The sequence below is a fragment of the Nocardioides daejeonensis genome, from assembly GCF_003194585.1.
Classification (GTDB): Bacteria; Actinomycetota; Actinomycetes; order Propionibacteriales; family Nocardioidaceae; genus Nocardioides; species Nocardioides daejeonensis.
Genome location: NZ_QHKZ01000001.1, coordinates 802,300 through 824,527, shown reverse-complemented (window position 1 = coordinate 824,527; position 22,228 = coordinate 802,300). Strand labels below are relative to the sequence as shown.

The 22,228-nt window shown below is 70.0% G+C and carries 26 protein-coding genes and 1 riboswitch; of the genes, 20 read left to right on the top strand and 6 right to left on the bottom strand.

Annotated elements, in window-relative coordinates; all coding sequences use genetic code 11:
• Positions 1 to 42: 42 nt before the first annotated feature.
• A riboswitch (FMN riboswitch) is annotated at positions 43 to 168 on the top strand.
• A 123-nt stretch (positions 169 to 291) separates the two neighbouring features.
• The 8 genes from ribD (at position 292) to DNK54_RS03930 (ending at position 6,391) form a co-directional block, all read left to right on the top strand.
• Positions 292 to 1,314, top strand: coding sequence for a bifunctional diaminohydroxyphosphoribosylaminopyrimidine deaminase/5-amino-6-(5-phosphoribosylamino)uracil reductase RibD (gene ribD, locus DNK54_RS03965; protein ID WP_110205814.1), 1,023 nt, complete (start codon positions 292 to 294; stop codon positions 1,312 to 1,314).
• Positions 1,315 to 1,316: 2 nt separating this feature from the next.
• Complete coding sequence (locus DNK54_RS03960) at positions 1,317 to 1,949, top strand: riboflavin synthase (RefSeq protein WP_110205607.1); 633 nt, start codon at positions 1,317 to 1,319, stop codon at positions 1,947 to 1,949.
• Positions 1,950 to 1,998: 49 nt separating this feature from the next.
• A complete protein-coding gene (locus DNK54_RS03955) occupies positions 1,999 to 3,255 on the top strand; it encodes a bifunctional 3,4-dihydroxy-2-butanone-4-phosphate synthase/GTP cyclohydrolase II (protein ID WP_110205606.1) in 1,257 nt (418 codons plus the stop codon).
• Positions 3,256 to 3,260: 5 nt separating this feature from the next.
• On the top strand, positions 3,261 to 3,755 hold the full coding sequence (gene ribH, locus DNK54_RS03950; protein ID WP_110205605.1) for a 6,7-dimethyl-8-ribityllumazine synthase: 495 nt from the start codon (positions 3,261 to 3,263) through the stop codon (positions 3,753 to 3,755).
• A 60-nt stretch (positions 3,756 to 3,815) separates the two neighbouring features.
• Complete coding sequence (locus DNK54_RS03945; RefSeq protein WP_110205813.1) at positions 3,816 to 4,079, top strand: phosphoribosyl-ATP diphosphatase; 264 nt, start codon at positions 3,816 to 3,818, stop codon at positions 4,077 to 4,079.
• An 11-nt stretch (positions 4,080 to 4,090) separates the two neighbouring features.
• A complete protein-coding gene (gene hisG / locus DNK54_RS03940; RefSeq protein ID WP_110205604.1) occupies positions 4,091 to 4,957 on the top strand; it encodes an ATP phosphoribosyltransferase in 867 nt (288 codons plus the stop codon).
• The gene (locus tag DNK54_RS03935) at positions 4,941 to 5,378 is read left to right on the top strand and encodes a PH domain-containing protein (protein WP_162602294.1); all 438 of its coding nucleotides are present in this window, start codon (positions 4,941 to 4,943) and stop codon (positions 5,376 to 5,378) included. The genes hisG and DNK54_RS03935 overlap by 17 nt, the downstream gene beginning before the upstream one ends.
• Before the next feature lie 113 nt (positions 5,379 to 5,491).
• Entirely contained in the window at positions 5,492 to 6,391 is a 900-nt protein-coding gene (locus tag DNK54_RS03930; protein WP_110205602.1) for a phosphotransferase, read from the top strand.
• Between the two features lie 9 nt (positions 6,392 to 6,400).
• On the opposite strand, the gene ypfJ is transcribed toward DNK54_RS03930, so the two are convergent.
• Positions 6,401 to 7,279, bottom strand: coding sequence for a KPN_02809 family neutral zinc metallopeptidase (ypfJ, locus tag DNK54_RS03925; protein ID WP_110205601.1), 879 nt, complete (start codon positions 7,277 to 7,279; stop codon positions 6,401 to 6,403).
• A gap of 72 nt (positions 7,280 to 7,351) precedes the next feature.
• Here ypfJ and DNK54_RS03920 point away from each other — a divergent pair, with 72 nt between their 5' ends.
• From DNK54_RS03920 to DNK54_RS03910, 3 genes are all read left to right on the top strand, one after another.
• Complete coding sequence (locus DNK54_RS03920; protein ID WP_110205600.1) at positions 7,352 to 8,950, top strand: ABC-F family ATP-binding cassette domain-containing protein; 1,599 nt, start codon at positions 7,352 to 7,354, stop codon at positions 8,948 to 8,950.
• 110 nt (positions 8,951 to 9,060) lie between these two features.
• Positions 9,061 to 10,956 (top strand): ABC transporter ATP-binding protein, encoded by a 1,896-nt coding sequence (locus tag DNK54_RS03915; RefSeq protein ID WP_110205599.1) that lies wholly within the window; start codon positions 9,061 to 9,063, stop codon positions 10,954 to 10,956.
• On the top strand, positions 10,941 to 11,696 hold the full coding sequence (locus DNK54_RS03910) for an SDR family oxidoreductase (RefSeq protein ID WP_110205598.1): 756 nt from the start codon (positions 10,941 to 10,943) through the stop codon (positions 11,694 to 11,696). Before DNK54_RS03915 ends, DNK54_RS03910 begins: the two co-directional genes overlap by 16 nt.
• On the opposite strand, the gene DNK54_RS03905 is transcribed toward DNK54_RS03910, so the two are convergent.
• Positions 11,640 to 12,542, bottom strand: coding sequence for an SURF1 family cytochrome oxidase biogenesis protein (locus DNK54_RS03905; RefSeq protein ID WP_110205597.1), 903 nt, complete (start codon positions 12,540 to 12,542; stop codon positions 11,640 to 11,642). The two genes, DNK54_RS03910 and DNK54_RS03905, sit on opposite strands and share 57 nt — an antisense overlap.
• Before the next feature lie 84 nt (positions 12,543 to 12,626).
• Between DNK54_RS03905 and moaA the strand changes: the two genes are divergently transcribed.
• Entirely contained in the window at positions 12,627 to 13,619 is a 993-nt protein-coding gene (gene moaA / locus DNK54_RS03900; protein WP_110205596.1) for a GTP 3',8-cyclase MoaA, read from the top strand.
• A 34-nt stretch (positions 13,620 to 13,653) separates the two neighbouring features.
• Here moaA and DNK54_RS03895 read toward each other — a convergent pair whose 3' ends face one another.
• The gene (locus DNK54_RS03895) at positions 13,654 to 13,863 is read right to left on the bottom strand and encodes an acetone carboxylase (protein ID WP_239459894.1); all 210 of its coding nucleotides are present in this window, start codon (positions 13,861 to 13,863) and stop codon (positions 13,654 to 13,656) included.
• Positions 13,864 to 14,004: 141 nt separating this feature from the next.
• Positions 14,005 to 14,310, bottom strand: a complete 306-nt coding sequence (locus DNK54_RS03890; RefSeq protein WP_110205595.1) for a DUF3099 domain-containing protein — start codon at positions 14,308 to 14,310, stop codon at positions 14,005 to 14,007.
• 61 nt (positions 14,311 to 14,371) lie between these two features.
• Between DNK54_RS03890 and DNK54_RS03885 the strand changes: the two genes are divergently transcribed.
• The 4 genes from DNK54_RS03885 to DNK54_RS03870 all read left to right on the top strand — a co-directional run bounded on the left by DNK54_RS03885 (position 14,372) and on the right by DNK54_RS03870 (position 16,808).
• The gene (locus DNK54_RS03885; RefSeq protein ID WP_110205594.1) at positions 14,372 to 14,584 is read left to right on the top strand and encodes a dodecin; all 213 of its coding nucleotides are present in this window, start codon (positions 14,372 to 14,374) and stop codon (positions 14,582 to 14,584) included.
• A gap of 151 nt (positions 14,585 to 14,735) precedes the next feature.
• The gene (gene fabG, locus DNK54_RS03880; RefSeq protein WP_110205593.1) at positions 14,736 to 15,440 is read left to right on the top strand and encodes a beta-ketoacyl-ACP reductase; all 705 of its coding nucleotides are present in this window, start codon (positions 14,736 to 14,738) and stop codon (positions 15,438 to 15,440) included.
• Between the two features lie 30 nt (positions 15,441 to 15,470).
• A complete protein-coding gene (gene fabI / locus DNK54_RS03875; RefSeq protein WP_110205592.1) occupies positions 15,471 to 16,241 on the top strand; it encodes an enoyl-ACP reductase FabI in 771 nt (256 codons plus the stop codon).
• 36 nt (positions 16,242 to 16,277) lie between these two features.
• Positions 16,278 to 16,808 carry a SixA phosphatase family protein gene (locus DNK54_RS03870; protein WP_110205591.1) on the top strand — a complete coding sequence of 177 codons (531 nt, stop codon included), beginning with the start codon at positions 16,278 to 16,280 and terminating at the stop codon, positions 16,806 to 16,808.
• Between the two features lie 8 nt (positions 16,809 to 16,816).
• Here the strand turns inward: DNK54_RS03870 and serB are convergent, their stop codons facing one another.
• A complete protein-coding gene (gene serB / locus DNK54_RS03865; protein WP_110205590.1) occupies positions 16,817 to 18,037 on the bottom strand; it encodes a phosphoserine phosphatase SerB in 1,221 nt (406 codons plus the stop codon).
• Positions 18,038 to 18,089: 52 nt separating this feature from the next.
• Entirely contained in the window at positions 18,090 to 18,830 is a 741-nt protein-coding gene (locus tag DNK54_RS03860) for a hypothetical protein (RefSeq protein WP_162602293.1), read from the bottom strand.
• A gap of 82 nt (positions 18,831 to 18,912) precedes the next feature.
• On the opposite strand from DNK54_RS03860, the gene DNK54_RS03855 reads away from it, so the two are divergent.
• The 4 genes from DNK54_RS03855 to DNK54_RS03840 all read left to right on the top strand — a co-directional run bounded on the left by DNK54_RS03855 (position 18,913) and on the right by DNK54_RS03840 (position 22,158).
• Positions 18,913 to 19,707: an ABC transporter ATP-binding protein gene (locus tag DNK54_RS03855; RefSeq protein WP_110205588.1), complete on the top strand. Its 795-nt coding sequence runs from the start codon at positions 18,913 to 18,915 to the stop codon at positions 19,705 to 19,707.
• A 9-nt stretch (positions 19,708 to 19,716) separates the two neighbouring features.
• Positions 19,717 to 20,196, top strand: a complete 480-nt coding sequence (locus DNK54_RS03850) for an NfeD family protein (RefSeq protein WP_110205587.1) — start codon at positions 19,717 to 19,719, stop codon at positions 20,194 to 20,196.
• 70 nt (positions 20,197 to 20,266) lie between these two features.
• Positions 20,267 to 21,400 carry an SPFH domain-containing protein gene (locus DNK54_RS03845; RefSeq protein ID WP_110205586.1) on the top strand — a complete coding sequence of 378 codons (1,134 nt, stop codon included), beginning with the start codon at positions 20,267 to 20,269 and terminating at the stop codon, positions 21,398 to 21,400.
• Entirely contained in the window at positions 21,397 to 22,158 is a 762-nt protein-coding gene (locus tag DNK54_RS03840; protein WP_110205585.1) for a sulfite exporter TauE/SafE family protein, read from the top strand. Before DNK54_RS03845 ends, DNK54_RS03840 begins: the two co-directional genes overlap by 4 nt.
• Positions 22,159 to 22,228: the final 70 nt, after the last annotated feature.

Below are 22,228 nucleotides of genomic sequence, written 5' to 3'. Positions count from 1 at the left end.
GCGGGGGCTTATGGCAGGATGTGGTCGACGAGTTTTCAACTCGCGTGCTCTGGGGTCGGTGAAATTCCGAGCCGGCGGTGAAAGTCCGCGACCCGGTCACAACCAGTGACCGGTTGACCAGGTGGAACTCCTGGACCGACGGTCAAAGTCCGGATGGGAAGAGCAATGCGATGACCAGCCGTGTCGACACGGCAGGCCACGCCCACTACGCCCCAGAGTCCGCGACCGGACCAGAGAGGCGAGGCGGTGGCCACCAGCGCAGGGGAGTTCCACGCCGGCGAGGTGCGCGCCATGCGGCGTGCCCTCGAGCTCGCGGCCACTCCCGGCGTGCCGCTCGGCCCCAACCCGCGGGTCGGCTGCGTCCTGCTGGCCCGGGACGGGCGGGTGGTAGCCGAGGGCTACCACCGGGGTGCCGGAACGCCGCACGCTGAGGTGGAGGCACTGGCGGCGGCCGGCTCCGCCGCACGGGGTACGACGGCCCTCGTCACCTTGGAGCCCTGCAACCACACCGGACGCACCGGTCCGTGCGCCGAGGCGCTCATCGAGGCAGGCGTGGCCCGCGTGGTCTTCGCCCAATCCGACCCGAACCCGACCGCGCAGGGTGGCGCAGCCCGGCTCCGCGCAGCGGGGCTCACGGTGGAGTCCGGACTCCTGGCTGAGGAGTCGCGCGTGCTCAATCGAATCTGGAGCCGAGCGATGGAGCTCGGCCGTCCCTTCGTGACCTGGAAGTTCGCCGCCACTCTCGATGGCCGGAGCGCAGCTGGCGACGGCACCAGCCGGTGGATCTCCTCGCCCGAGGCGCGCCGGGACACGCACCGGCTACGTGCCGACGCCGACGCGATCCTGGTCGGCACCGGCACGGTGATCGACGACGATCCTGCCCTGACGGTGCGTGACGCACAGGATCGGCCGCTGCCCCGGCAGCTGCTCCGGGTGGTGATGGGGGAGCGAGACATTCCCGCCGGCCGCCGCGTCCTGGACGACAGCGCCGAGACCCTGCACCTGCGCACCCATGACCCGAGGGAGGTGCTGGCTGCCCTGTGGGCGCGCGACGCACGCCATCTCTTCCTGGAGGGTGGACCGACCGTGGCCGCTGCCTTCCTGCGCGCCGGCCTCGTCGACGAGGTCGTCTGCTACCTGGCCCCGATGCTGCTGGGCTCCGGTCGTGCGGCAGTCGCTGACCTCGGCATCGACACGATCGCGGACGCACGGCACCTGGAAGTCACCGACATCAGCATCCTCGAGGCGCCCGACAGCGCCCCCAACATTCGTCTCACCCTCTCGCCCGAACCGCCCGCAACGAAGGAGCAGTGATCATGTTCACCGGCATCGTCGAGGAGCTCGGCACCGTCGTCGACATCGTCCCTCAGGGGGACGCCCTCCAGCTCACGATCCGCGCCGAGACCGTGCTCGACGACGTACACCTGGGCGACTCGATCGCGGTCAACGGCTGCTGCCTGACGGTGGTCTCAACAGGCTCCAGCACCCCTGGCGGGGTGGCGGACCTGTGGACTGCCGACGTCATGCAGGAGACGCTCGACAAGACCTCGCTCCTTGGCGCTGCCGCCGGCGACCGGGTCAACCTCGAACGTGCAGTGACAGCGGACAAGCGTCTCGGTGGCCACATCGTGCAGGGGCACGTCGACGGCGTAGGCACGCTCCTGCGCCGCGAGCCCAGCCAGCATTGGGAGGTCGTGGAGATCTCCCTGCCCGAGCACCTCGCTCACTACCTCGTCGACAAGGGGTCGATCACGGTCGACGGCATCTCTCTCACCGTCGTGGAGGCGGGCGACACGTCCTTCACCGTCAGCCTGATCCCCGAGACCCTGGCACGCACCACGCTCGGCTTCCGGGCGGTCGGCGACCGGGTCAACCTCGAGGTCGACGTGATCGCCAAGCATGTCGAACGCCTGCTCCGTCCGGAGTACGTCGAGCGGCTACGTCCGTGAGAGCCGTCCCTTCCCGAAACCACAGCATCACAACAGCAGGAGTCAACCGATGACCGAACACGCCAGCGTCCGTCTCGACCCGGTCGAGCGCGCTATCGAGGACATCGCCGCGGGCAAGGCCGTGGTCGTCGTCGATGACGAGGACCGTGAGAACGAGGGCGACATCATCTTCGCCGCATCGAAGGCGACGCCGGAGCTGATGGCATTCACCATCCGCCACTCCAGCGGCGTGATCTGTGTGCCGATGCCGGGGGAGATGCTCGACCGCCTCGAGATCCCCCTGATGACGCCGCACAACCGCGACAAGCTGCGGACCGCCTACACCCTCTCCGTCGACGCGCGTGACGGCGTCAGCACGGGCATCTCGGCTGCCGACCGGGCCCGCACCGCGCGGGTGCTGGCCGACTCGGCGACCGAGCCGTGGGAGCTGACGCGCCCCGGGCACGTGTTCCCGCTGCGCTACCGCGAGGGTGGGGTCCTGGTGCGCCGCGGCCACACGGAGGCGGCGGTCGACCTCGCCAGGCTGGCTGGCCTGACGCCGGCGGGTGTGCTCGTCGAGATCGTCAACGACGACGGCACGATGAAGCGTGCGCCCGAGCTGCGCGCGTTCGCCGACGAGCACGGCCTGGCGATGATCTCGATCGAGGACCTGGTCCGCTACCGCAGGCGCACCGAGCATCTGGCCGAGCGGGTCGCCGTGACGACGTTGCCCACGCGCTCCGGCGACTTCACCGCGTATGGCTACCGGATCACCATCGACGGCAGCGAGCACGTCGCGCTGGTTGCAGGTGACGTCAGCGGCGACGAGCCGGTGCTCACCCGGGTCCACTCCGAATGCCTGACCGGGGACGTCTTCGGCTCCTACCGATGCGACTGCGGCCCGCAGCTCGACGAGGCGCTGGAGCAGATCACCAAGGAGGGTCGCGGCGTCGTGGTCTATCTGCGCGGCCACGAGGGGCGCGGCATCGGGCTGGTCGCCAAGCTGCAGGCATACCAGCTGCAGGACGGCGGCCGCGACACGGTCGACGCGAACCTCGACCTCGGCCTGCCCGCGGACGCGCGCCACTACGGCACCGCAACGCAGATCCTGCGCGACCTCGGCGTCACGAACGTGCGGTTGATGACCAACAACCCCGACAAGGTCAGCAACCTCGAGGACTACGGTGTCCGGGTCGCTGAGCGGGTGCCCCTCACCCCGCATCCCAACGACCACAACCTGGCCTACCTGTTGACCAAGCGCGACAGGATGGGACACCAACTACCTGATCTCGGCTTCGAGCCGGGCCAGACCCACGACGAGGAGTAGCAGACATGAGTGGAGCCGGAGCCCCTGACGAGAAGCCGATCGACTGCCACGACCTCCGGGTGGCCGTGGTGGCGGCGAGCTGGCACGAGACCGTCATGAACGGCCTGCTGGACGGCGCCGAACGCTGCCTCAAGGCCTACCGCGTCGAGGCGCCCGTGGTCGTGCGCGTCCCGGGAGCCTTCGAGCTGCCGGTGGTCGCCAACGCACTGGCCGCCTCCTACGACGCGGTGATCGCCCTCGGCGTCGTGATCCGTGGCGGTACGCCGCACTTCGAGTTCGTCTCCAACGCGGCGACCGACGGTCTCACCCGCGTCGCGATCGATACGGGCGTGCCGATCGGCTTCGGCCTGCTCACCTGCGACAACGAGGAGCAGGCCCTCGACCGGGCGGGCCTCGCCGACTCCCGTGAGGACAAGGGCTGGGAGGCCACGTCGGCTGCGCTGGTCACCGCCACCACCTTGCGCAAGATCCGGCGCGGCTTCATCGAGTCCCAGCTCTGAGGATCCTGCTCCCCGGACCCGGCACGCGCCGGCCGGGGAGGAGCCGTAGGGTTGGTGCACGTGAAGACGTTCGAGGAACTCTGGGCCGAGCTCAACGAGAAGGCCCGGTCCCGCCCCGAGGGGTCCGGCACGGTCAAGCAGCTCGACGCCGGCGTCCATGCCATCGGCAAGAAGCTGGTGGAGGAGGCTGCCGAGTCCTGGATGGCTGCCGAGCATGAGGGCAAGGAGGCGGCTGCGGAGGAGATCTCCCAGCTGCTCTACCACGCGCAGGTGCTCATGATCGCCACCGGCCTCACCCTCGACGACGTCTACGCACACCTCTAAGGAACCCACGAATGACCGAGACGCCCAACGGCCTCCTGCGGATCGCCGTACCCAACAAGGGGGCGCTGTCGCAGGCCGCGACCGAGATGCTGCGCGAGTCCGGCTACCGCCAGCGCAGCGACAGCAAGGAGCTGGCGCTCACCGACGCGGAGAACAACGTCGAGTTCTTCTACCTGCGGCCCCGCGACATCGCGCTCTACGTGGGTGAAGGAACGCTCGACGTGGGCATCACCGGCCGCGACCTGCTCCTCGACTCCGGTGCTGCCGCCCATGAGGTGCGCGGCCTCGGCTTCGGCCGTTCCCGGTTCCACTTCGCGGCGCCGGCGGGTCGCTACCAGGCACTGGGCGACCTCGAAGGTCTGCGGATCGCGACGTCGTACGTCGGCATCGTCGAGCGGTTCCTGGCCGAACGCGGGATCGGTGCGTCGGTGACCCGTCTCGACGGCGCGGTCGAGACCAGCATCCAGCTCGGGGTGGCCGATGTGATCGCCGATGTCGTGGAGACCGGCAGCACGCTGCGTGCCGCCGGCCTGGCGACCTTCGGCGAGGTGATCCTCAACTCCGAGGCGGTGCTCATCGACCGGCCGGGCGCCGACCAGCACCCGGGCTACGAGGTCTTCATGCGCCGCCTCGAAGGCGTGCTGGTGGCGCGCTCCTACGTGATGATGGACTACGACATCAAGAGCGAGCACGTCAGTGACGCGGTCGCCCTCACGCCGGGCATCGAGAGCCCGACCGTCTCGCCACTTCATCGACAGGGCTGGGTCGCGGTGCGGGCCATGGTCCCGCGCGACGGCGCCCAGCGTCTGATGGATGCGCTCTACGACCTGGGTGCGCGCGGCATCCTGCTCACCGATATCCATGCCTGCCGCCTCTGAGGCCGCCGGCCGGCCGCGCACCTGGCGTCCTCTGGGGGTCAGGATCGTCGGCATCACGGGAGGCGTCTTCCTCTTCGTCATCTTCGTGGCTGTGTGGGTGCTGCTTCCGGAGTCGGTGCAGGAGGACTTCGACCTCTTCCAGCGGATCACGGCGATCGTCCTGGGCATCGGAATAGCCTCCGTCTTCTGGGCACTGCTGCGCGCGCGTGTCGAGGTCAGTGACCAGGGCCTGGTGGTCGTCAACGGCTACAAGCGCCGTGACTTCGAGTGGGCGCAGGTGATCGCGGTCCGGTTGCCGCGCGGCGCCCCGTGGGCCGTGCTCGACCTCGCCGACGGCACCACGTGCTCGGTGATGGCGCTCCAGGGCTCGGACGGTCCCCGCGCCCACGCCGGTGTCGAGGCGATCCGCGAACATCTCTGACCTCCGGGCCGGGCGGCATGCGTCGCGCCGAAGGCATGACGTTGCGGCGGCGCGCAGACGCGCGTGCGTGTCGAACGGCTGACGGCGCGGCCGGAGCGTGTCACCATGGCGCCATGTGGCGCCCGCAACCCGGATGGCACGCGCTCCCCGGCGGTCGGGGACCGTGCACCCTGGGGGTATGGCGGGCAGTGCTGGGGGAGCAGCCGGTGGTCGTCAAGCGGTTGGCGGCTCCTCAGCCCGGTGATCCGGGCGAGCTCTCCGACCCGCATCACTTCGCCTGGTGGCGCCGCGACGCCGATGTGCAGGCCGCGGGCCTGGTCGAGGGTACGACCGGGCTTCGGGCGCCGGGGCGCTCCGCTGTCGACGAGGACGACGACGGCATCACGATCATCCAGCCCTGGGTGGAGGACGCCGCCAACAACGGCCTGGTGGTGGCCCGGTGTCTGGGCCGCTTCGCAGGCGAGCGGCTCCACTACCAGCAGGCAGCCCGCAATCAGCTGCGGGACCGGATGCGTCGCGTGGCCCACAACGGTGGTTGGCGGACCCTTGCCCGCACGACGGTGGCGGACGTCGCCGACCGGCTCTGGGCGCGTCAGCTCACGCTGCTCGACGAGCTGGACGACCTGCCGCAGGTCGTGCAGCACGGTGACCCGACGCCGGCGAACCTCCTCGGGCGCGAGGGCGACGACGTGCTGGCGATCGACTGGGGAAGCCTCGGTCACGGCCCGGTCGGCTCCGACCTGGGCTACTACGCCCTGAGCGCGCGAGAGGAGTTCACGCCTCTGGTCGACGCCTACCTGCTGGGGCTGCCGGACGGCATCGCAACACGCGCCGAGGTCGAGCACGGTGCCCGGGTCACCGCGGTCCTCACCGCGGTCAACCGCGTCGAGTGGGCGCTCTTCCGGGCCGCTGCGGGAGAGGGAGCGCTGGCAGCCAAGTACCGGCACCCTGCCGTGGCGCCGTACATCCGGTCGCTGCAGCGCCTCTTCCCCGAAGTCGAACGCCTCCTCTGAGCGCTCCGCTCAGCGCCAGATGTCGCACGCTTCGAAGTCGCCACTCTCGTAGCCGCGGCGGAACCACTGCATCCGCTGCTCGGAGGAGCCGTGGGTCCACTGCCCGGTGTCGACCCTGCGTCCGGCGACCTTCTGGATGTGGTCGTCTCCGACGGTGTAGGCGGCGTCGAGGGCCTCCTGGATGTCACCCTGGTCGATGGATTCGAAGATCCGGACGCCAGAGTCGTCGGTGGTGCTGGACGCGGCCCGGGTCCACAGTCCCGCGTAGCAGTCGGCCTGGAGCTCGAGCTTGACCGCATCGCTGTTCTCGCCCTGCTGGGTGCGTACGTTGCGCATCTGCTGGGTCACGTTCTGGATGTGGTGCCCGTACTCGTGCCCGAGCACGTAGGGCTCGACGAAGTCGCCGCCCTTCCCGCCGAGCTGGCCCTCGAGGACGTCGTCGAAGAAGGTCGGGTCGAGGTAGATCACGCCGTCGCCGGGGCAGTAGAACGGACCGACAGCCGAGGTCGCGTTGCCGCAGGCGGTGTCGACCGAGCCGGAGAACGTCTGGATCGGGGCCGGTTGGAAGCCGCGGATGCCCTGGCCCGCCCAGAAGCTCTCCAACGAGAGCGCGACGGCCTTGCGTGCACACTTCTCGCTCTTGTTGGCGTCGGCCCCGGTCCGGCAGTCCGCATAGGCGTTCGGATCTCCGGGGGCAGCGTTGTCGCCGCTCCCTCCGCCGCCCATCATCTGGGAGACCACGTAGATGATGATGACCAGCACCAGACCCAGGCCGCCGCCGCCCGCCATCCTGCCGGTGGGGATCGGCATCCGCCGGCCCCCGCCGCCCCCGCTGCCGGCGTCGCTCACCCGGCCGGAACCGATGTTGGCCTTGGGGTTGAACCGCATGGTGGCGCGCCTTCCGTCGATCCCGAACCGAGTGCCGGCGCGGAGCCGGCCACCCGTAGAGTAGATGCCCTGATGATCACTGCCCAGCAACTCGAAGTGCGGGCCGGTGCGCGACTCCTCATGGAGAACGTCAGCTTCCGGGTCGCCGCGGGCGACAAGATCGGGCTGGTGGGGCGCAACGGTGCCGGCAAGACGACACTCACCAAGATCCTGGCCGGCGAGGCGCTGCCCGCTGGCGGTCAGGTGACCCGCAGTGGCGAGGTGGGCTACCTCCCGCAGGACCCGCGGGTGGGCGACCCCGAGGTGCTGGCACGCGACCGGATCCTCTCGGCTCGGGGGCTCGACGAGGTGGTGCGCCGACTCCGTGATGCGGAGCGCGACATGGGCTCTTCCGACCCGGCCGTCGCGGAGCGGGCGATGAAGCGCTACGCCCGCGCTGACAACGAGCTCCATGCGGGCGGCGGATATGCCGCGGAGTCCGAGGCGGCGACGATCGCCAGCAGCCTCGGCATCGAGGAGCGGATCCTCACCCAGCCCCTGAAGACCCTCTCCGGCGGCCAACGACGTCGCGTGGAGCTGGCCCGGATCCTCTTCTCCGACGCCGAGACGATGCTGCTCGACGAGCCCACCAACCACCTCGACGTCGACTCCGTCGTGTGGCTGCGCGGATTCCTGGCCAGCTACAGGGGCGGCCTGATCGTGATCAGCCACGACAACGAGCTGCTGGAGGCCACGGTCAACAAGGTACTCCACCTCGACGCCAACCGAGCCACGATCGACACCTACAACATGGGCTGGAAGGCGTACCTGACCCAGCGCGAGACCGACGAGCGGCGGCGCAAGCGCGAGCGAGCCAATGCCGAGTCGAAGGCCAAGACGCTGACCGACCAGGCCAACCGGATGCGCGCGAAGGCGAGCAAGGCCTCGGCTGCGCAATCGATGCTGAAGCGGGCCGAGAAGATGGTGGCCGGGCTGGAGAGCGAGCGTCAGGCCGACAAGGTGGCTCGGATCAAGTTCCCGGCCCCGGCGGCGTGTGGCAAGACGCCGCTCACCGCTCGTGAGCTCTCGAAGTCCTACGGGTCGCTCGAGGTCTTCATGGACGTCGACCTGGCCATCGACCGCGGCAGCCGGGTCGTCATCCTCGGGTTCAACGGAGCTGGTAAGACCACCATGCTGCGGATCCTGGCGGGGATCGACCAGCCGGACACCGGCGAGGTGATCCCCGGTCACGGTCTCAAGATCGGCTACTACGCCCAGGAGCACGAGACCCTCGACGTCAAGCGCACCGTGCTGGAGAACATGCAGAGCGCGGCTCCGCAGCTCACCGACACCGAGGCGCGCAGCGTGCTGGGATCCTTCCTCTTCTCCGGCGACGACGTGCACAAGCCCGCAGGGGTGCTCTCCGGCGGCGAGAAGACGCGGCTCGCGCTGGCAAGCCTGGTGGTGTCCAGCGCCAATGTGCTGCTGCTCGACGAACCGACCAACAACCTCGATCCGGCCTCGCGTGAGGAGGTGCTGGCCGCGATCCGCACCTACGAGGGTGCGATCATCCTGGTCACCCACGACGAGGGCGCCGTCCGAGCGCTCGAGCCCGACCGGGTGCTGCTGCTGCCCGACGGCGACGAGGATCTCTGGTCCGACGACTACGCCGACATCGTCTCGCTCGCCTGAGAGCGACCACAACAGGCGCCGCCGCTTGCACCACCGGGCCGGCGTGGTCGGAACAAAGTGGGCTCCCACGGTGTTCTGATGTCGTTTGACCTGAGGTGAGGAGGTGGTCCATGTCAGGGATGGGCGGCATGGGGGCCACGTGGCGCAACCTGCGTACTGACCGCAGCGTGGTGAGCACGAAGCTCGAGCGCAAGACACTGCGACGGGTGGTCGGCTTCGCCGGGCCGCACCGGCGCCTGATCGCATGGTTCCTCCTCTTCACGGTCCTCGACGCCTGTCTGGTGGTGGTCACCCCGCTGCTGGTCCAGCGCGTCGTCGACGACGGCATCCTCGCCGGCGACACCCGCCTGGTGGTGACGTTGGCAGGCGTCATGGCGATCACGGCCCTCCTGGGCGGACTGTTGACGGTGCTGGTCGGCTGGTTCTCCTCACGCATCGGCGAGGGTCTCATCTTCGACCTGCGCACCCGGGTCTTCGGACATGTGCAACGACAGCCGCTGGCCTTCTTCACTCGCACCCAGACCGGTGCGCTCGTCTCTCGGCTCAACAATGACGTGATCGGTGCTCAGCGTGCGTTCACCTCGACGCTCTCGGGCGCCGTCTCCAACGTCATCTCGGTCGTGGTGGTCGGGGCAGCGATGTTCGCCCTCAGCTGGCAGGTGACACTGGTCTGCCTGGCGATGTTCCCGGTCCTGCTCCTCGTCTCCCGCTGGGTGAGTCTCCGTCTGGCCGGTCTCACCCGCGAGCAGATGGACGGCAACGCCGACCTCGGCAACCAGATGACCGAGCGGTTCAACGTCGGCGGCGCCATGCTGCTGAAGCTCTTCGGTCGTCGCGACGCCGAGGATCGGCTCTTCTCCGCGAAGGCCGCGGTCGTCCGCGACCTCGGTGTGCGGATCTCGCTGCTCACCCGCCTCTTCGTCGGCGTGATGGCGACGGTGCCCGCGGTTGCCACCGCGCTGGTGTACGGCGTCGGCGGCGTGATGGCGATCAACCAGGAGCTGTCGGTCGGCACCGTCCTCGCCCTGGCGACGCTGCTCCTGCGGCTGCTCGGCCCCCTGCAGGGCCTCTCCAACGTGCGGGTCGACGTGATGACGGCGCTGGTCAGCTTCGAGCGGGTCTTCGAGGTGCTCGACCTGCCGTCGGCGATCGTGGACCCCGCTGACCCGCGCCGGCTGCCCAGTGGTCCGCTCGAGGTCGAGTTCGACCACGTCGCGTTCCGCTACCCGCGTGCCGACGAGGTCTCGTTGGCCTCGCTCGAGAAGGTGGCCCGGACCGACCACCACGACTCCGGACAGGTGCTCCGCGACGTGACCTTCACTGCCGAGCCCGGCCAGATGATCGCACTCGTCGGGCCCTCGGGGGCCGGCAAGTCGACGATCACCAACCTCGTCGCCCGGCTCTACGACACGACGGGCGGCGCTGTCCGCGTCGGTGGCGTCAACGTGCGCGACCTCGCTCTCGACGATCTCGAGGATGCCGTCGGCTACGTCACGCAGGACGCGCACATGTTCCACGACACGATCGCGGCCAACCTCCGCTACGCCCGACCGGCCGCCAGCGAGGAAGAGCTGTGGGCGGCGCTGGAGGGTGCCCGGGTGGCAGATCTGGTCCGGGCACTCCCCGCCGGTCTCGACACCGTGGTCGGCGACCGGGGACACCGCCTGTCCGGCGGCGAGCGCCAGCGGATGGCGATTGCGCGCCTCCTGCTGAAGGCACCTGCAGTCGTGGTGCTCGACGAGGCGACCGCTCACCTGGACTCCGAGTCGGAGGCGGCTGTGCAGCAGGCCCTCGACGTGGCGCTGGCCGGCCGCACCTCGTTGGTGATCGCCCACCGCCTCTCCACGGTGCGACACGCACACACGATCCTGGTCGTCGACGACGGCACGATCGTCGAGCAGGGCACCCACGAGGAGCTGCTGGCTCGCGGAGGCCTCTACGCAGATCTCTACCGCACGCAGTTCCGCGACGACCTCCACGAGGAGCCCGCATGGACCTCCATCTGACCGATCGCGCCTACCTGGTCACGGGAGCCGGCCGCGGCCTCGGCCTCGCGACCGCCCAGGCATTGCTCGACGATGGTGCGCGTGTGCTCCTCTCCGGCCGCACAGCGGAGTCGTTGGTGGCCGCGGCGGACGGACACGGCGATCGTGCGGCGTGGCAGATCGCCGACAACGCCGATCCTGCCGCGGCGGAGCGGCTGGTCTCTGCTGCGTTGGGTCGATTCGGTCGCCTGGACGGCGTCGTCATCTCCGTGGGTGGACCGCCGCCCGGCACCGCGACCGGGACCACCGACGACCAGTGGCGGCTCGGCTTCGAGTCCGTGTTCCTCGGCGCGCTGCGCATCGCCCGTACAGCTGCGCAGAGGCTCGCCGACGGCGGGTCGATCACCTTCGTGCTCTCCACCTCGGTGAAGGAGCCGCTGGCCGGCCTCGCCGTCTCCAACGGCTTGCGCCCCGGTCTGGCGATGGTCGCCAAGGACCTGGCCCGGGAGCTCGGCCCGCGCGGCATCAGGGTGAACGGCGTGATGCCGGGCCGGATCGCTACCGACCGGGTCCAGGAGCTCGACGAACAGAGCGGTGACGCCGCTGCGTCCCGGAGCGCCCACGAAGCGCTCATTCCGCTCGGCAGGTACGGGCGCCCTGAGGAGTTCGGACGGGTCGCCGCGTTCCTGGCCTCACCGGCCGCGTCATTCGTGAGCGGTGCTCTGGTCCCCGTCGACGGGGGAGCCCTCCGCTCCCTCTGAGCGAGCGGAGGCCGTTGGCCCGGCCCCCATCGCCGCCTGGCGTGCGGCCAGCCGCTCTGCTGCTGTTGTCCTCGGGCGCCGCGGACGTGGCGCCCGGGGCGTGCGCGCGGGTCGCTTTCCGGTCTTGCCTCGATACTCGTCCACGGCCATCCAGAGGAAGCCGACGATGGCCAGCACCCCGAAGAACCACCACTGCAGGCCGTAGAAGAAGTGTGGTCCGTTCGTCCGGTCCGGCGGCTCAGCGTGCTCGAGCGTCGTCGCGGGGCCCGGATCCTCCGCGGTGAGGTCCACGAAGCCCTGATAGGCGGTGAGGCCGGTGGCTTCGGCGATCTTCGTGCTGCTGATCGCGCGTGTGGAGTGGTCGTTGACCTTCGTGGAGTCTCCGGTGGCGTCCTGCCGTGCCCACCCGGTGACGGTCACCGTGCCCTCCGGTGGCTCGGGCACCTGCTCGGGGCGAGTGCCGGAGTTCTCGGTAGCCAGCCACCCGCGGTCGACCATCAGCGCGGTGCCGTCGGTGGTGATCAGCGGCACGACGACGTCGATGCCCGACGCGCCGTCCCGAGTCCGGTAACGGACGACGACGGTGTTGGCGACGTCGTACTCACCGGTGGCGGTGACGCGCTGCCACTGGTGGGCAGCGGCGAGTCCTCGGTCGGTCGTGAAGACCTGCTCCACCGGCATCGGGTCGGCGTCGATGTTGCGCTCGAGGATCGCGTTGCGGTCCTTGCGCTCCTCCAAGCGGTGGAACTGCCACTCGCCGAGCCACCAGGCACCCCACGCCAGCAGCAGGACGGCAACGAGGAAGAGGATCCACCGCCGCGAGAGCAGGAAGGACAGCGAACGCACGCCCTGAGGCTAGCCGTCGGTCTCGACATGCCGGGCACCCGACCCGCACCTGTGATCTGCGCTACGCCGACCTAGACTCGCTCCATGACGCCCTTGCGCGACAACCACGGCCGGATCGCCACCGATCTGCGAGTCTCCCTCACCGACCGCTGCAACCTGCGTTGCAACTACTGCATGCCGGCGGAGGGACTCGACTGGCTGCCCGACGACAAGGTGCTCACCGACGACGAGGTGGTGCGCCTGATCGGCATCGCAACCGAGCGCCTCGGTGTGCAGGAGGTGAGGTTCACCGGGGGCGAGCCGCTGGTCCGCCGGGGTCTGGTGGAGATCGTCCGGCGTACGGCGCAGCTGGCGCACCGCCCGGAGATGTCGCTGACGACGAACGCGCTCGGGTTGAAGCACACCGCGGCAGCGTTGGCAGAGGCGGGACTCGATCGGGTGAACGTCAGCCTGGACACGATCCGGCCGGAGACGTTCGCCGAGATCACCCGCCGTGACCGGTTGCCTGACGTGATCGCCGGCCTGATGGCGGCCCGCGCTGCGGGTCTCGGCCCGGTCAAGGTCAATGCCGTCCTGCTGCGGGGCGTGAACGACGACCAGGCAGGGGAGCTGCTGCGGTGGACGATCGACCAGGGCTTCCACCTGCGCTTCATCGAGCAGATGCCGCTGGATGCCCAGCATGCGTGGCACCGCGAGCAGATGATCACGGCCGACGAGATCTTCACCCGCCTGGAGAAGGAGTTCGTGCTGACCCCCTCGGGCGAGCCGCGCGGGAGCGCGCCGGCCGAGCTGTTCACCGTGGACGGCGGCCCCGCCACGGTCGGCGTGATCGCCTCGGTGACACGTCCGTTCTGCGGTGACTGCGACCGGGTGCGACTCACCGCTGACGGCCAGGTGCGCAACTGCCTCTTCGCGCGCACCGAGTCGGACCTGCGGACGCCGATGCGCGCCGGCGCGAGCGATGCCGAGCTCGCCGAGCGGTGGGTGCGGGCGATGGCCACGAAGCTGCCCGGGCACGGCATCGATGACCCGGCGTTCCTCCAGCCGGCGCGGCCGATGTCCGCCATCGGCGGCTGAGCGGCCGGCTCCCTCAGGGGGGCGGGAGTCCGCCTCACAGGAAGGGGACGACGTCCTTGAGGAATCCCCGCGCTTCGAGGAACTCGGAGAGCGACGTTCGGTGGACGTCGCAGGCGAGCCACACCTTTCGGCGCTCAGGGGTGTGCAGCCGGGGGTTGTTCCACTCGAGGCTCCAGGTGGCCGGCTCCTGACAGCCGCGTGCGGAGCAGATAGCGCCCTCGGGACCGGAATCGTGGGACAGCACGTTCTCAACTCCTGAGGTGGGCGGCGGGTCGGACAGCTACGGGGGGAAACCGTCCGACCCCCGCCCGAGGCAGTGCCTCACGGCGATCCTGCCACGCAGATGCGGACGGCGTACGGGAAAAGCGCGGATAGGAGACGTCAGTCACGTGGTCGGGTGGTGCGGGAGCTCGTGGCCCCAAGGGGCGGAAGGAAGGTCAGCCTCCCGTGGCTTGCCGGGCATCGCGTTCGCGAAGACGACGGCGACGTAGGGCAGGAAGACGGCACCGATCACCAGGATCCAGCGGAACCAGCCCGGTCCGACCGCGACGGCGCCCACGAAGCAGACGGTACGCACCAGCATGGAGAGCAGGTAGCGCCGTTGCCGGTCGCGGATCTCGGCGTCCGGGCTCGGTGCTGCGGTCGTGATCCGGATGGCGTCGTCGTGGTGACGCGGACCCCGTGCAGACATGCCGTCCAGTCTACGCCGGTCGCATGTGCGTAGGCTGAGCGGTGAACCCTGAGGAGGACCCATGAGCAACCGCACCTACCGCCTGACCGAGATTGTCGGCACCTCGCCGGAGAGCATGGAGCAGGCGGTGCGCAACGGCATCGAACGCGCCTCACAGACGCTGCGTCACATCGACTGGTTCGAGGTCACCCAGGTCCGGGGCCAGGTCAAGGACGGGCAGGTCGAGCACTTCCAGGTGGGTCTGAAGATCGGCTTCCGCCTCGAGGACGAGTGAGTTCGGACAAGTGAGTTCGACGGAGACGGCGCACGGCCCCGCACCGTGGCCCGCGCCGTCTTCGCACCCCTGGTGCGTGTGAGACAGGTCAACCCGCCCGCTGCGCGGCGCGAGTAGGTCTACCCGGGGGTAATCGCTAGCGTCGTCGGACGTGAGCAGATCTGTCCTCATCACCGGCGGCAACCGCGGCATCGGGCGCGCACTTGCCGAGGCGTTCCTTGCCCAGGGCGACAAGGTCGCCGTCACCACCCGCAACGGCGGCGGCCCGGAGGGCGCGCTCGACATCCGCTGCGACATCACCGTCCCGGAGCAGGTGGATGCGGCGTTCGCGCAGATGGAGGAGGCGCACGGCCCCGTCGAGGTGCTCGTCGCCAACGCCGGCATCACCCGCGACACCCTGGTGCTGCGGATGAGCGACGCCGACTGGGACGACGTGATCGCCACCAACCTCACCGGCTCCTTCCGGGTCGCGCGCCGTGCTGCCAAGGGCATGTTGCGTCTGCGACGGGGGCGGATCATCTTCATCTCCTCTGTCGTCGGACTGCTCGGGTCGCCCGGCCAGGTCAACTACGCCGCGTCCAAGAGCGGGTTGGTCGGCATGGCCCGGTCGTTGGCCCGCGAGCTGGGCTCCCGATCGATCACCGCCAACGTGGTTGCTCCGGGCTTCATCGAGACCGACATGACCGAGGTGCTTCCCGAGGAGCAGAAGGCCGCCTACCAGGGCCAGATCCCGCTCGGTCGCTTCGGTGCCGTCGAGGACATCGCCGGCGCCGTCACCTGGCTCGCCGGGGACGGGGCGGGCTATGTGACCGGCGCCGTGATCCCGGTCGACGGCGGACTCGGCATGGGCCACTGACACACCACTGCGTGAGAACAGGAAGACGACATGGGAATCCTTGAGGGCAAGCGCATCCTGGTGGCGGGGGTCACCATGGACTCCTCCATCGGTTTCGCCACCGCGAAGGTGGCGCAGGAGCAGGGCGCCACGGTGCTCATCTCCAACTTCGGGCGGGCGCTCGGCATCACCCGCCGTATCGCGAAGCGGCTCCCGCAGGAGCCCCCGGTGCTCGAGCTCGACGTCACCGACGCTGACCACCTCGCCCGCCTCCCCGAGCTCGTCCGCGACCATGTGGACGGACTGGACGGCGTGGTGCACTCGATCGCCTACGGCAATCCCGAGACGCTGCTCGGCGGCAAGTTCATGACCGGGCCGTGGGACGACGTCGCGCAGGCCGTGCAGGTCTCCGCCTACTCCCTCAAGTCGCTCGCCGAGGCGACCCGGCCGCTGATGGGGGCTGGAGGATCGATCGTCGGCCTCACCTTCGACGCCACCATCGCCTGGCCTGCCTACGACTGGATGGGCGTCGCCAAGGCCGCGCTGGAGTCGACCTCCCGCTACCTCGCTCGCGACCTCGGCCCCGAGGGCATCCGCGTGAACCTGGTCTCGGCCGGTCCGCTGCGGACCCTGGCTGCCAAGGCGATCCCGGGTTTCGAGGACCTGGAGGACACCTGGTCGACGCGGGCGCCGCTGGGCTGGGACAACACCGACCAGATCCCCACGGCGAAGGCCGTCTGCGCGCTGCTCTCGGACTTCTTCCCCGCCACCTCCGGTGAGATCGTGCACGTCGACGGCGGCTTCCACTCGATGGGGAGCTGACCGCGCGGGTTGACCTGCTCTGACAGGATCGTCCGCGTGGAGATGCGTCGGACACTGGTCATCGTCAGGCATGCCAAGGCGGAGGCCTTCGCTCCCGAGGATCACGCGCGGGTGCTCAGCGCCCGCGGTGAGGCCGACGCGTATCGTCTCGGCGCCGAGCTGGCCCTGCGTGGCGTGGAGCCCACAGCTGCCGTCGTCTCCGACGCGGCCCGGACCCGCGGCACCTGGGCGCAGATCCGTGCAGGTGCGGAGGAGAACGGCGCAACCTGGTCGCCGGTCGTCGACTTCTCCCGAGCGGTCTACAGCAGCGACCCCGAGACCCTGCTTCAGCTCGTCCGCGAGGTCGATGCGGAGGCGCCCGCGTTGATGGTGGTCGGGCACAACCCGACGGTCGCCACCCTGGCGCTGCTGCTCGACGACGGCGATGGCGACCCCGCCGCGGCGCGGGCGATGGCAGGTGGCTACCCGACTGCGGCGTACGCCGTCTTCTCGGTCCCGGGGGAGTGGCGCGACCTCGACTTCGGCGGCGCCAGGCTTGATGTCTTCGGCGTCGCGCGTGCGGGGTAGCCGACGGATCAGACGGGCGGCGCAGGGGTGACGATGCCTGCGGCAGCGTCGGCGGCCTCGATCTCCTCGCGCGAGATGCCGAGCAGGTACATGATCGCGTCGAGGTAGGGAACGTTGACGGCCGTGTCGGCGGCGGCCTGCACCACCGGCTTGGCGTTGTAGGCGATGCCCAGGCCGGCGGCGTTGAGCATGTCGAGATCGTTGGCCCCGTCGCCGATCGCGATGACTGCGGACTCCGGCACACCGACGTCAGCGGCGAAGCGGCGCAGCGCGGCGGCCTTCCCGGCACGGTCGACGACCTCGCCGATCACCTCGCCGGTCAGATGGCCGTCGACCACCTCGAGCTGGTTCGCCTGCGCATAGTGGATGCCGAGCTCTGCGGCGATCCGGTCCGTGATCTGGTTGAACCCGCCGGAGACCAGAGCGAAGCGATAGCCGAGCCGGCGCAGGGTCCGCACCAGTGTGCGGGCGCCGGGGTTGAGCTGGATCGACTCGTAGACCTCCTCGAGGGCGCTCTCCGGCACTCCCTTGAGCAGCGCCACCCGTTGGCGCAGCGACTGCTCGAAGTCGAGCTCGCCGCGCATCGCGGCCTCGGTCACTCGTGCGACCTCGGCCTCGCACCCGGCGTGAGCGGCGATCATCTCGATCACCTCGCCCTGGATCAGGGTCGAGTCGACGTCCATGACGATCAGGCGCATGCTGTGCCGCAGCAGACTGGCGGGCTGCACGGCGACGTCGATGCCCGATCGGACCGCCTCCTTCACCAAGATGGCGCGAAGGCGCTCGACCGGCACGCCCGAGACATGGAACTCGATCGCGGTCACCGGGTAGCGCGCCATCCGCACGATCCGGTCGATATTGGCGCCCGAGTCGGCGATCCGGCCGGTCATGGCCGCAACGGCCGAGGCCGGGAGTGGCGAGCCGATGACGGTCACGTGGCAGCGCCCTTCGCGCCTGGTCCGGTTGTCACCGGTGCCGCGCTCGATCTCGACCGACATGCCGATCGACTCTGCGGCGTCCTGGACCTGGTCGCGCAGCTTCTTCCAGTCGCGCGGTGCGGTGACGAGCACCCCCAGCACCAGTCGACGACGCAGCACGATCTGCTCCAGGTCGATCACCTCGACCCCGGCGCGTGCCAAGGTACGGAAGATGGTGGAGGTGACCCCCGGCCGGTCCTTGCCGGTGACGGTGATCAGCAGGGTCTTGGGGGCGTCGGGCTGCTCGCTCATGTCAGGGCTGAGCGTAGCGCTGTCGACCGGCGGTGCGGCGACGGACGCCCGGTCAGGTCTGAGCCGGGGGCCACACCTCCGGCGACGCGGCGGCGACCCACGCCTCCCGCGCGGCACGCCCCAGCTCGACCAGCGCCGTACGCCGGGCGCCCGCCTCGGCTGCCGTGGCTGCCGCACCGTCGTCGGCGAGAGCCAGGTCGACGATGGCCAGCGCCTGCTGCGCCTGGACGGCGAGGTCGACGGCATCGGCCGGTACGCCGTCGGGGTGGCGGAGGGCTGGCCTCCGTCGTAGGTTCATCAACGCGTCGGCCACCTCCGGATTCCAGCGGGCCACCTCGAGGTCGGCGAGCCGGGAGGCCGTCTCGGCCCACGCCCGGCGCATCGTGCGTGCCGCCTCACCGAGGTCGGTGAGCTGACGTCGCGAAGCGGGCAGTGCGGTCCAGACCACGCCGGCGCCGGCCCGGTGTGGCACCAGGCCGAGCTCCGCGCCGACCAGCACCACGGCCTCGCCGGCTTCCAGCGCTGCGCGGTTGAAGGCGGCCGGGCCACCGAGGCCGGCGGGGTGGCCTGCTACCGGCAGTGCGAGGCCGGCCCCCTGCGCCCCGGTACGCCGCAGCGCCGGGAGCGCGAACAGGAGCGGGAGCGACTCCTCGCCGGGCAGGCCTACGACATCGTGCGCCGCATCACCGTCCAGGACCGCCTCGCAAACCTCGCTGGGGCGTGCGTGGCCGCGCAGCCAGGCTGTCAGCCACCAGGCCATCCGGGCCGAGTCGAGGTCGGGGTGTGCAGACACCCGACGCACTCTAACGACGTGCTGCGGCGCCCGTCGCCGAGGTTCCGCAGCGAGGCCATCGCCGCCTGGATAGGGTGCTGGCATGACCGCCGTGCTGGAGTTCACCGACATCACCGTGCGACGGGGCCGGTCCACCTTGCTGCGTGGCGTCGACTGGCGGGTGGACGAGGGCGACAGGTGGGTGGTGCTCGGGCCGAATGGCGCCGGCAAGACCACGCTGATGCAACTCGCCTCCGCGCAGATGCACCCGACCTCAGGCACGGCGAAGATCCTCGGCGAGCGCATCGGAGCGGTCGACGTCTTCGAGCTCCGCCCTCGCATCGGCGTGACGAGCGCGGCCATCGCGGAGCGGCTGCCGCGCGGCGAGCGGGTGCACGACGTCGTGGTGACCGCCTCCTACGGCTCCTTGGGCCGCTGGCGTGAGGAGTTCGACGATCTCGATCACGAGCGCGCGGAGAGCCTGCTGGCGGAGGTGGGCGCTGCCGACCTTCGTGATCGGACCTTCGGGACGCTGAGTGAGGGCGAGCGCAAGCGCGTCCTGATCGCCCGGGCATTGATGGCAGACCCTGAGCTCCTGCTGATGGACGAGCCGGCTGCCGGACTGGACCTGGGCGGCCGCGAGGACCTCGTCTCCACGTTGGAGGTGCTCGCGGTCGACTCCGGATCGCCCGCGATCGTGCTGGTCTCCCATCACGTCGAGGAGATCCCGCCCGGCTTCACCCACGGCCTGTTGCTCCGCAAGGGAGAGGTCGTCGGAGCCGGGCCCCTCGACGAAGTGATCACCGAACCCCTCCTGGCCACAACCTTCGGCATGCCGCTCGCGCTCACGCGCGCCGATGGCCGGTTCGCCGCCCGACGTCGTACTCGCAGGCACTAGGCTCCTGACATGGACTGGCTCAACGGGTTCAAGGACTGGCTCGGCGACAACGCGTGGGCGAGCTGGCTCGGTGTGACCGGACTGCTCCTCATCGGGGAGATGTTCAGCCTGGACCTGGTGCTGGCCATGCTGGCTGCTGGAGCTGGCGTCGGCATGCTCGTCGCGCTGCTCGGTGGTCCTTTCTGGCTCCAGGTCATCCTCGCCGCCGTGACGGCCCTGGCGGCGCTCGGCCTGCTGCGGCCGTCGATCCGCAAGCGCCTGCACAGCGGACCGGAGCTGACCATCGGCCACGACCGGCTGGTCGGCCGTCAGGGCACGGTGCTCTCCCAGGTCTCCGGGCTCCAGCCCGGCCTGATCAAGCTGGCGGGGGAGGAGTGGACCGCCCAGCCGCTCGACGAGACGATCGTGATCGAGGCCGGCGCGGTCGTTGACGTCCTGGAGATCCGCGGTGCGACGGCCATCGTGCACCCGGTACCTCAGATCGACTGACGTTCGCGCGTGAGAAGCACGCCGATCTGGGTAGGAGAGCCGTGACCGCAACTGGTGAAAGGAAAGCCGCATGGTTGTGTTGATCCTGCTGGCCCTACTGCTGCTCTTCGTGGTGGTAGTGCTGGCCAAGACGGTGCGCATCATCCCGCAGTCGCGGGCTGGCATCGTCGAACGCTTCGGGAAGTACAAGGCGTCGCTCCCGGCGGGCCTCAACGTCCTGGTGCCCTTCATCGACAAGGTGCGCTACGTGATCGACCTGCGCGAGCAGGTCGTCTCGTTCCCGCCGCAGCCGGTGATCACCGAGGACAACCTGGTCGTCTCCATCGACACCGTCATCTACTTCCAGGTGACCAACCCAGTGGCCGCCACCTACGAGATCGCCAACTACATCCAGGCGGTCGAGCAGCTCACCATGACGACGCTGCGCAACATCGTCGGTGGCATGGACCTCGAGGAGACGTTGACCAGCCGCGATGCGATCAACAGTCGGCTGCGCGGCGTGCTCGACGAGGCCACGGGCAAGTGGGGCATCCGCGTCAATCGTGTCGAGCTCAAGGGCATCGACCCGCCTCCGTCGATCAAGGACTCGATGGAGAAGCAGATGCGGGCGGATCGCGACAAGCGTGCCGCGATCCTCACGGCCGAAGGACAGCGGCAGTCCGCGATCCTCACGGCCGAAGGCGCCAAGCAGTCGGCGATCCTGAACGCGGAGGGCGACCGCGAGTCGCAGATCCTGCGCGCTCAGGCCGACCGCGAGGCCGCGATCCTGCGGGCACAAGGTGAGGGCCAGGCGATCCAGACCGTCTTCCAGGCGATCCACGACGGCCAGCCCGATCAGTCCCTGTTGGCCTATCAGTACCTCCAGATGATGCCGAAGATCGCGGAGGGCGACGCCAACAAGGTGTGGATCGTGCCGTCGGAGATCGGCAAGGCGCTGGAGGGCCTCGGCTCCACGATGACCAACCTGCAGGGCATTCCGAAGGACGCCAGCCCGCGGGTGCGCGTCGACATGGGCGCAGCCACGGAGGTGCCTGCTCAGCCCGCGGCGGACGACCCGACGCTGGCCGGGACCCATGATGCCGTGCAGCAGGCGATCGCGGAGGCAGCCGGTGCCTCGATGTCGGGTCCTGGCGACCCGCACCCGACGCCGCCGTCCGCTGCGCCTGCGCCGGGTCCGGATGCCCCGGAGGCCGGTCAGGGTTGAGCCTCTTCGAGGTCGTCGCGCTCCTCCTCGCGGGGTTCGCGGCCGGCACCATCAACACCGTGGTGGGGTCGGGGACGTTGGTGACGTTCCCGACCCTGCTGGCGTTCGGCGTGCCTCCGGTGACTGCCAACGTCTCGAACACCATCGGGCTCGTGCCGGGCTCGATCAGCGGCGCTGTCGGCTACCGGCGGGAGCTGGCCGGGCAGCGGGCTCGGGTGCTGCGCCTCTGCTCGGCCAGCTTCCTCGGCGCGCTGGTCGGTGCGGTCCTGCTGCTCGTGCTTCCCCCGGGGGCCTTCGAAGCGATCGTCCCGGTGCTGATCCTGCTGGGCTGCGTCCTGGTCGTGGCGGGGCCGCGGATCTCGGGCTGGGTGGCGCGACGTCACGAGGCGACGGGAGGACTGCCCGAGAGCGGCGCCTGGTGGGTCTGGCCGCTCGTCGGCCTGACTGGCGTCTACGGGGGTTACTTCGGTGCCGCGCAGGGAGTGCTGCTCATGGCCGTGCTCGGTATCGGGGTCAACGAGACGCTGCAGCGCCTCAACGGCGTCAAGAACGTCCTCGCCGCGGTCGCCAACGGCGTCGCGGGGCTCGTCTTCGCGTTCGTGGCGGACGTCGACTGGTGGATCGTGCTGGTCATCGCGCTGGGCGCGGTGGTCGGCGGCCAGGTCGGGGCGTCGTACGGGCGGCGGCTGCCGGCTCCAGTGCTGCGTGCCTTCATCGTCTTGGTGGGTGTCGTTGCCTTGGTGATGTTCCTCTTCTGAGCTTCTCGTGCCCAGAGCCAAGCGGGCCGCGCTCCTCGACGAGAGGAGCGCGGCCGCTTGCGTTGCTGCG

What these genes read in the sequence shown, in the direction of transcription:
- ribD (WP_110205814.1), top strand. Translation starts at nt 292, where the DNA reads ATGCGGCGTGCCCTCGAGCTCGCGGCCACTCCCGGCGTGCCGCTCGGC.
- DNK54_RS03960 (WP_110205607.1), top strand. Translation starts at nt 1,317, where the DNA reads ATGTTCACCGGCATCGTCGAGGAGCTCGGCACCGTCGTCGACATCGTC.
- DNK54_RS03955 (WP_110205606.1), top strand. Translation starts at nt 1,999, where the DNA reads ATGACCGAACACGCCAGCGTCCGTCTCGACCCGGTCGAGCGCGCTATC.
- ribH (WP_110205605.1), top strand. Translation starts at nt 3,261, where the DNA reads ATGAGTGGAGCCGGAGCCCCTGACGAGAAGCCGATCGACTGCCACGAC.
- hisG (WP_110205604.1), top strand. Translation starts at nt 4,091, where the DNA reads ATGACCGAGACGCCCAACGGCCTCCTGCGGATCGCCGTACCCAACAAG.
- DNK54_RS03935 (WP_162602294.1), top strand. Translation starts at nt 4,941, where the DNA reads ATGCCTGCCGCCTCTGAGGCCGCCGGCCGGCCGCGCACCTGGCGTCCT.
- DNK54_RS03930 (WP_110205602.1), top strand. Translation starts at nt 5,492, where the DNA reads ATGTGGCGCCCGCAACCCGGATGGCACGCGCTCCCCGGCGGTCGGGGA.
- ypfJ (WP_110205601.1), bottom strand. Translation starts at nt 7,279, where the DNA reads ATGCGGTTCAACCCCAAGGCCAACATCGGTTCCGGCCGGGTGAGCGAC.
- DNK54_RS03920 (WP_110205600.1), top strand. Translation starts at nt 7,352, where the DNA reads ATGATCACTGCCCAGCAACTCGAAGTGCGGGCCGGTGCGCGACTCCTC.
- DNK54_RS03915 (WP_110205599.1), top strand. Translation starts at nt 9,061, where the DNA reads ATGTCAGGGATGGGCGGCATGGGGGCCACGTGGCGCAACCTGCGTACT.
- DNK54_RS03910 (WP_110205598.1), top strand. Translation starts at nt 10,941, where the DNA reads ATGGACCTCCATCTGACCGATCGCGCCTACCTGGTCACGGGAGCCGGC.
- moaA (WP_110205596.1), top strand. Translation starts at nt 12,627, where the DNA reads ATGACGCCCTTGCGCGACAACCACGGCCGGATCGCCACCGATCTGCGA.
- DNK54_RS03890 (WP_110205595.1), bottom strand. Translation starts at nt 14,310, where the DNA reads ATGTCTGCACGGGGTCCGCGTCACCACGACGACGCCATCCGGATCACG.
- DNK54_RS03885 (WP_110205594.1), top strand. Translation starts at nt 14,372, where the DNA reads ATGAGCAACCGCACCTACCGCCTGACCGAGATTGTCGGCACCTCGCCG.
- fabI (WP_110205592.1), top strand. Translation starts at nt 15,471, where the DNA reads ATGGGAATCCTTGAGGGCAAGCGCATCCTGGTGGCGGGGGTCACCATG.
- serB (WP_110205590.1), bottom strand. Translation starts at nt 18,037, where the DNA reads ATGAGCGAGCAGCCCGACGCCCCCAAGACCCTGCTGATCACCGTCACC.
- DNK54_RS03855 (WP_110205588.1), top strand. Translation starts at nt 18,913, where the DNA reads ATGACCGCCGTGCTGGAGTTCACCGACATCACCGTGCGACGGGGCCGG.
- DNK54_RS03850 (WP_110205587.1), top strand. Translation starts at nt 19,717, where the DNA reads ATGGACTGGCTCAACGGGTTCAAGGACTGGCTCGGCGACAACGCGTGG.
- DNK54_RS03845 (WP_110205586.1), top strand. Translation starts at nt 20,267, where the DNA reads ATGGTTGTGTTGATCCTGCTGGCCCTACTGCTGCTCTTCGTGGTGGTA.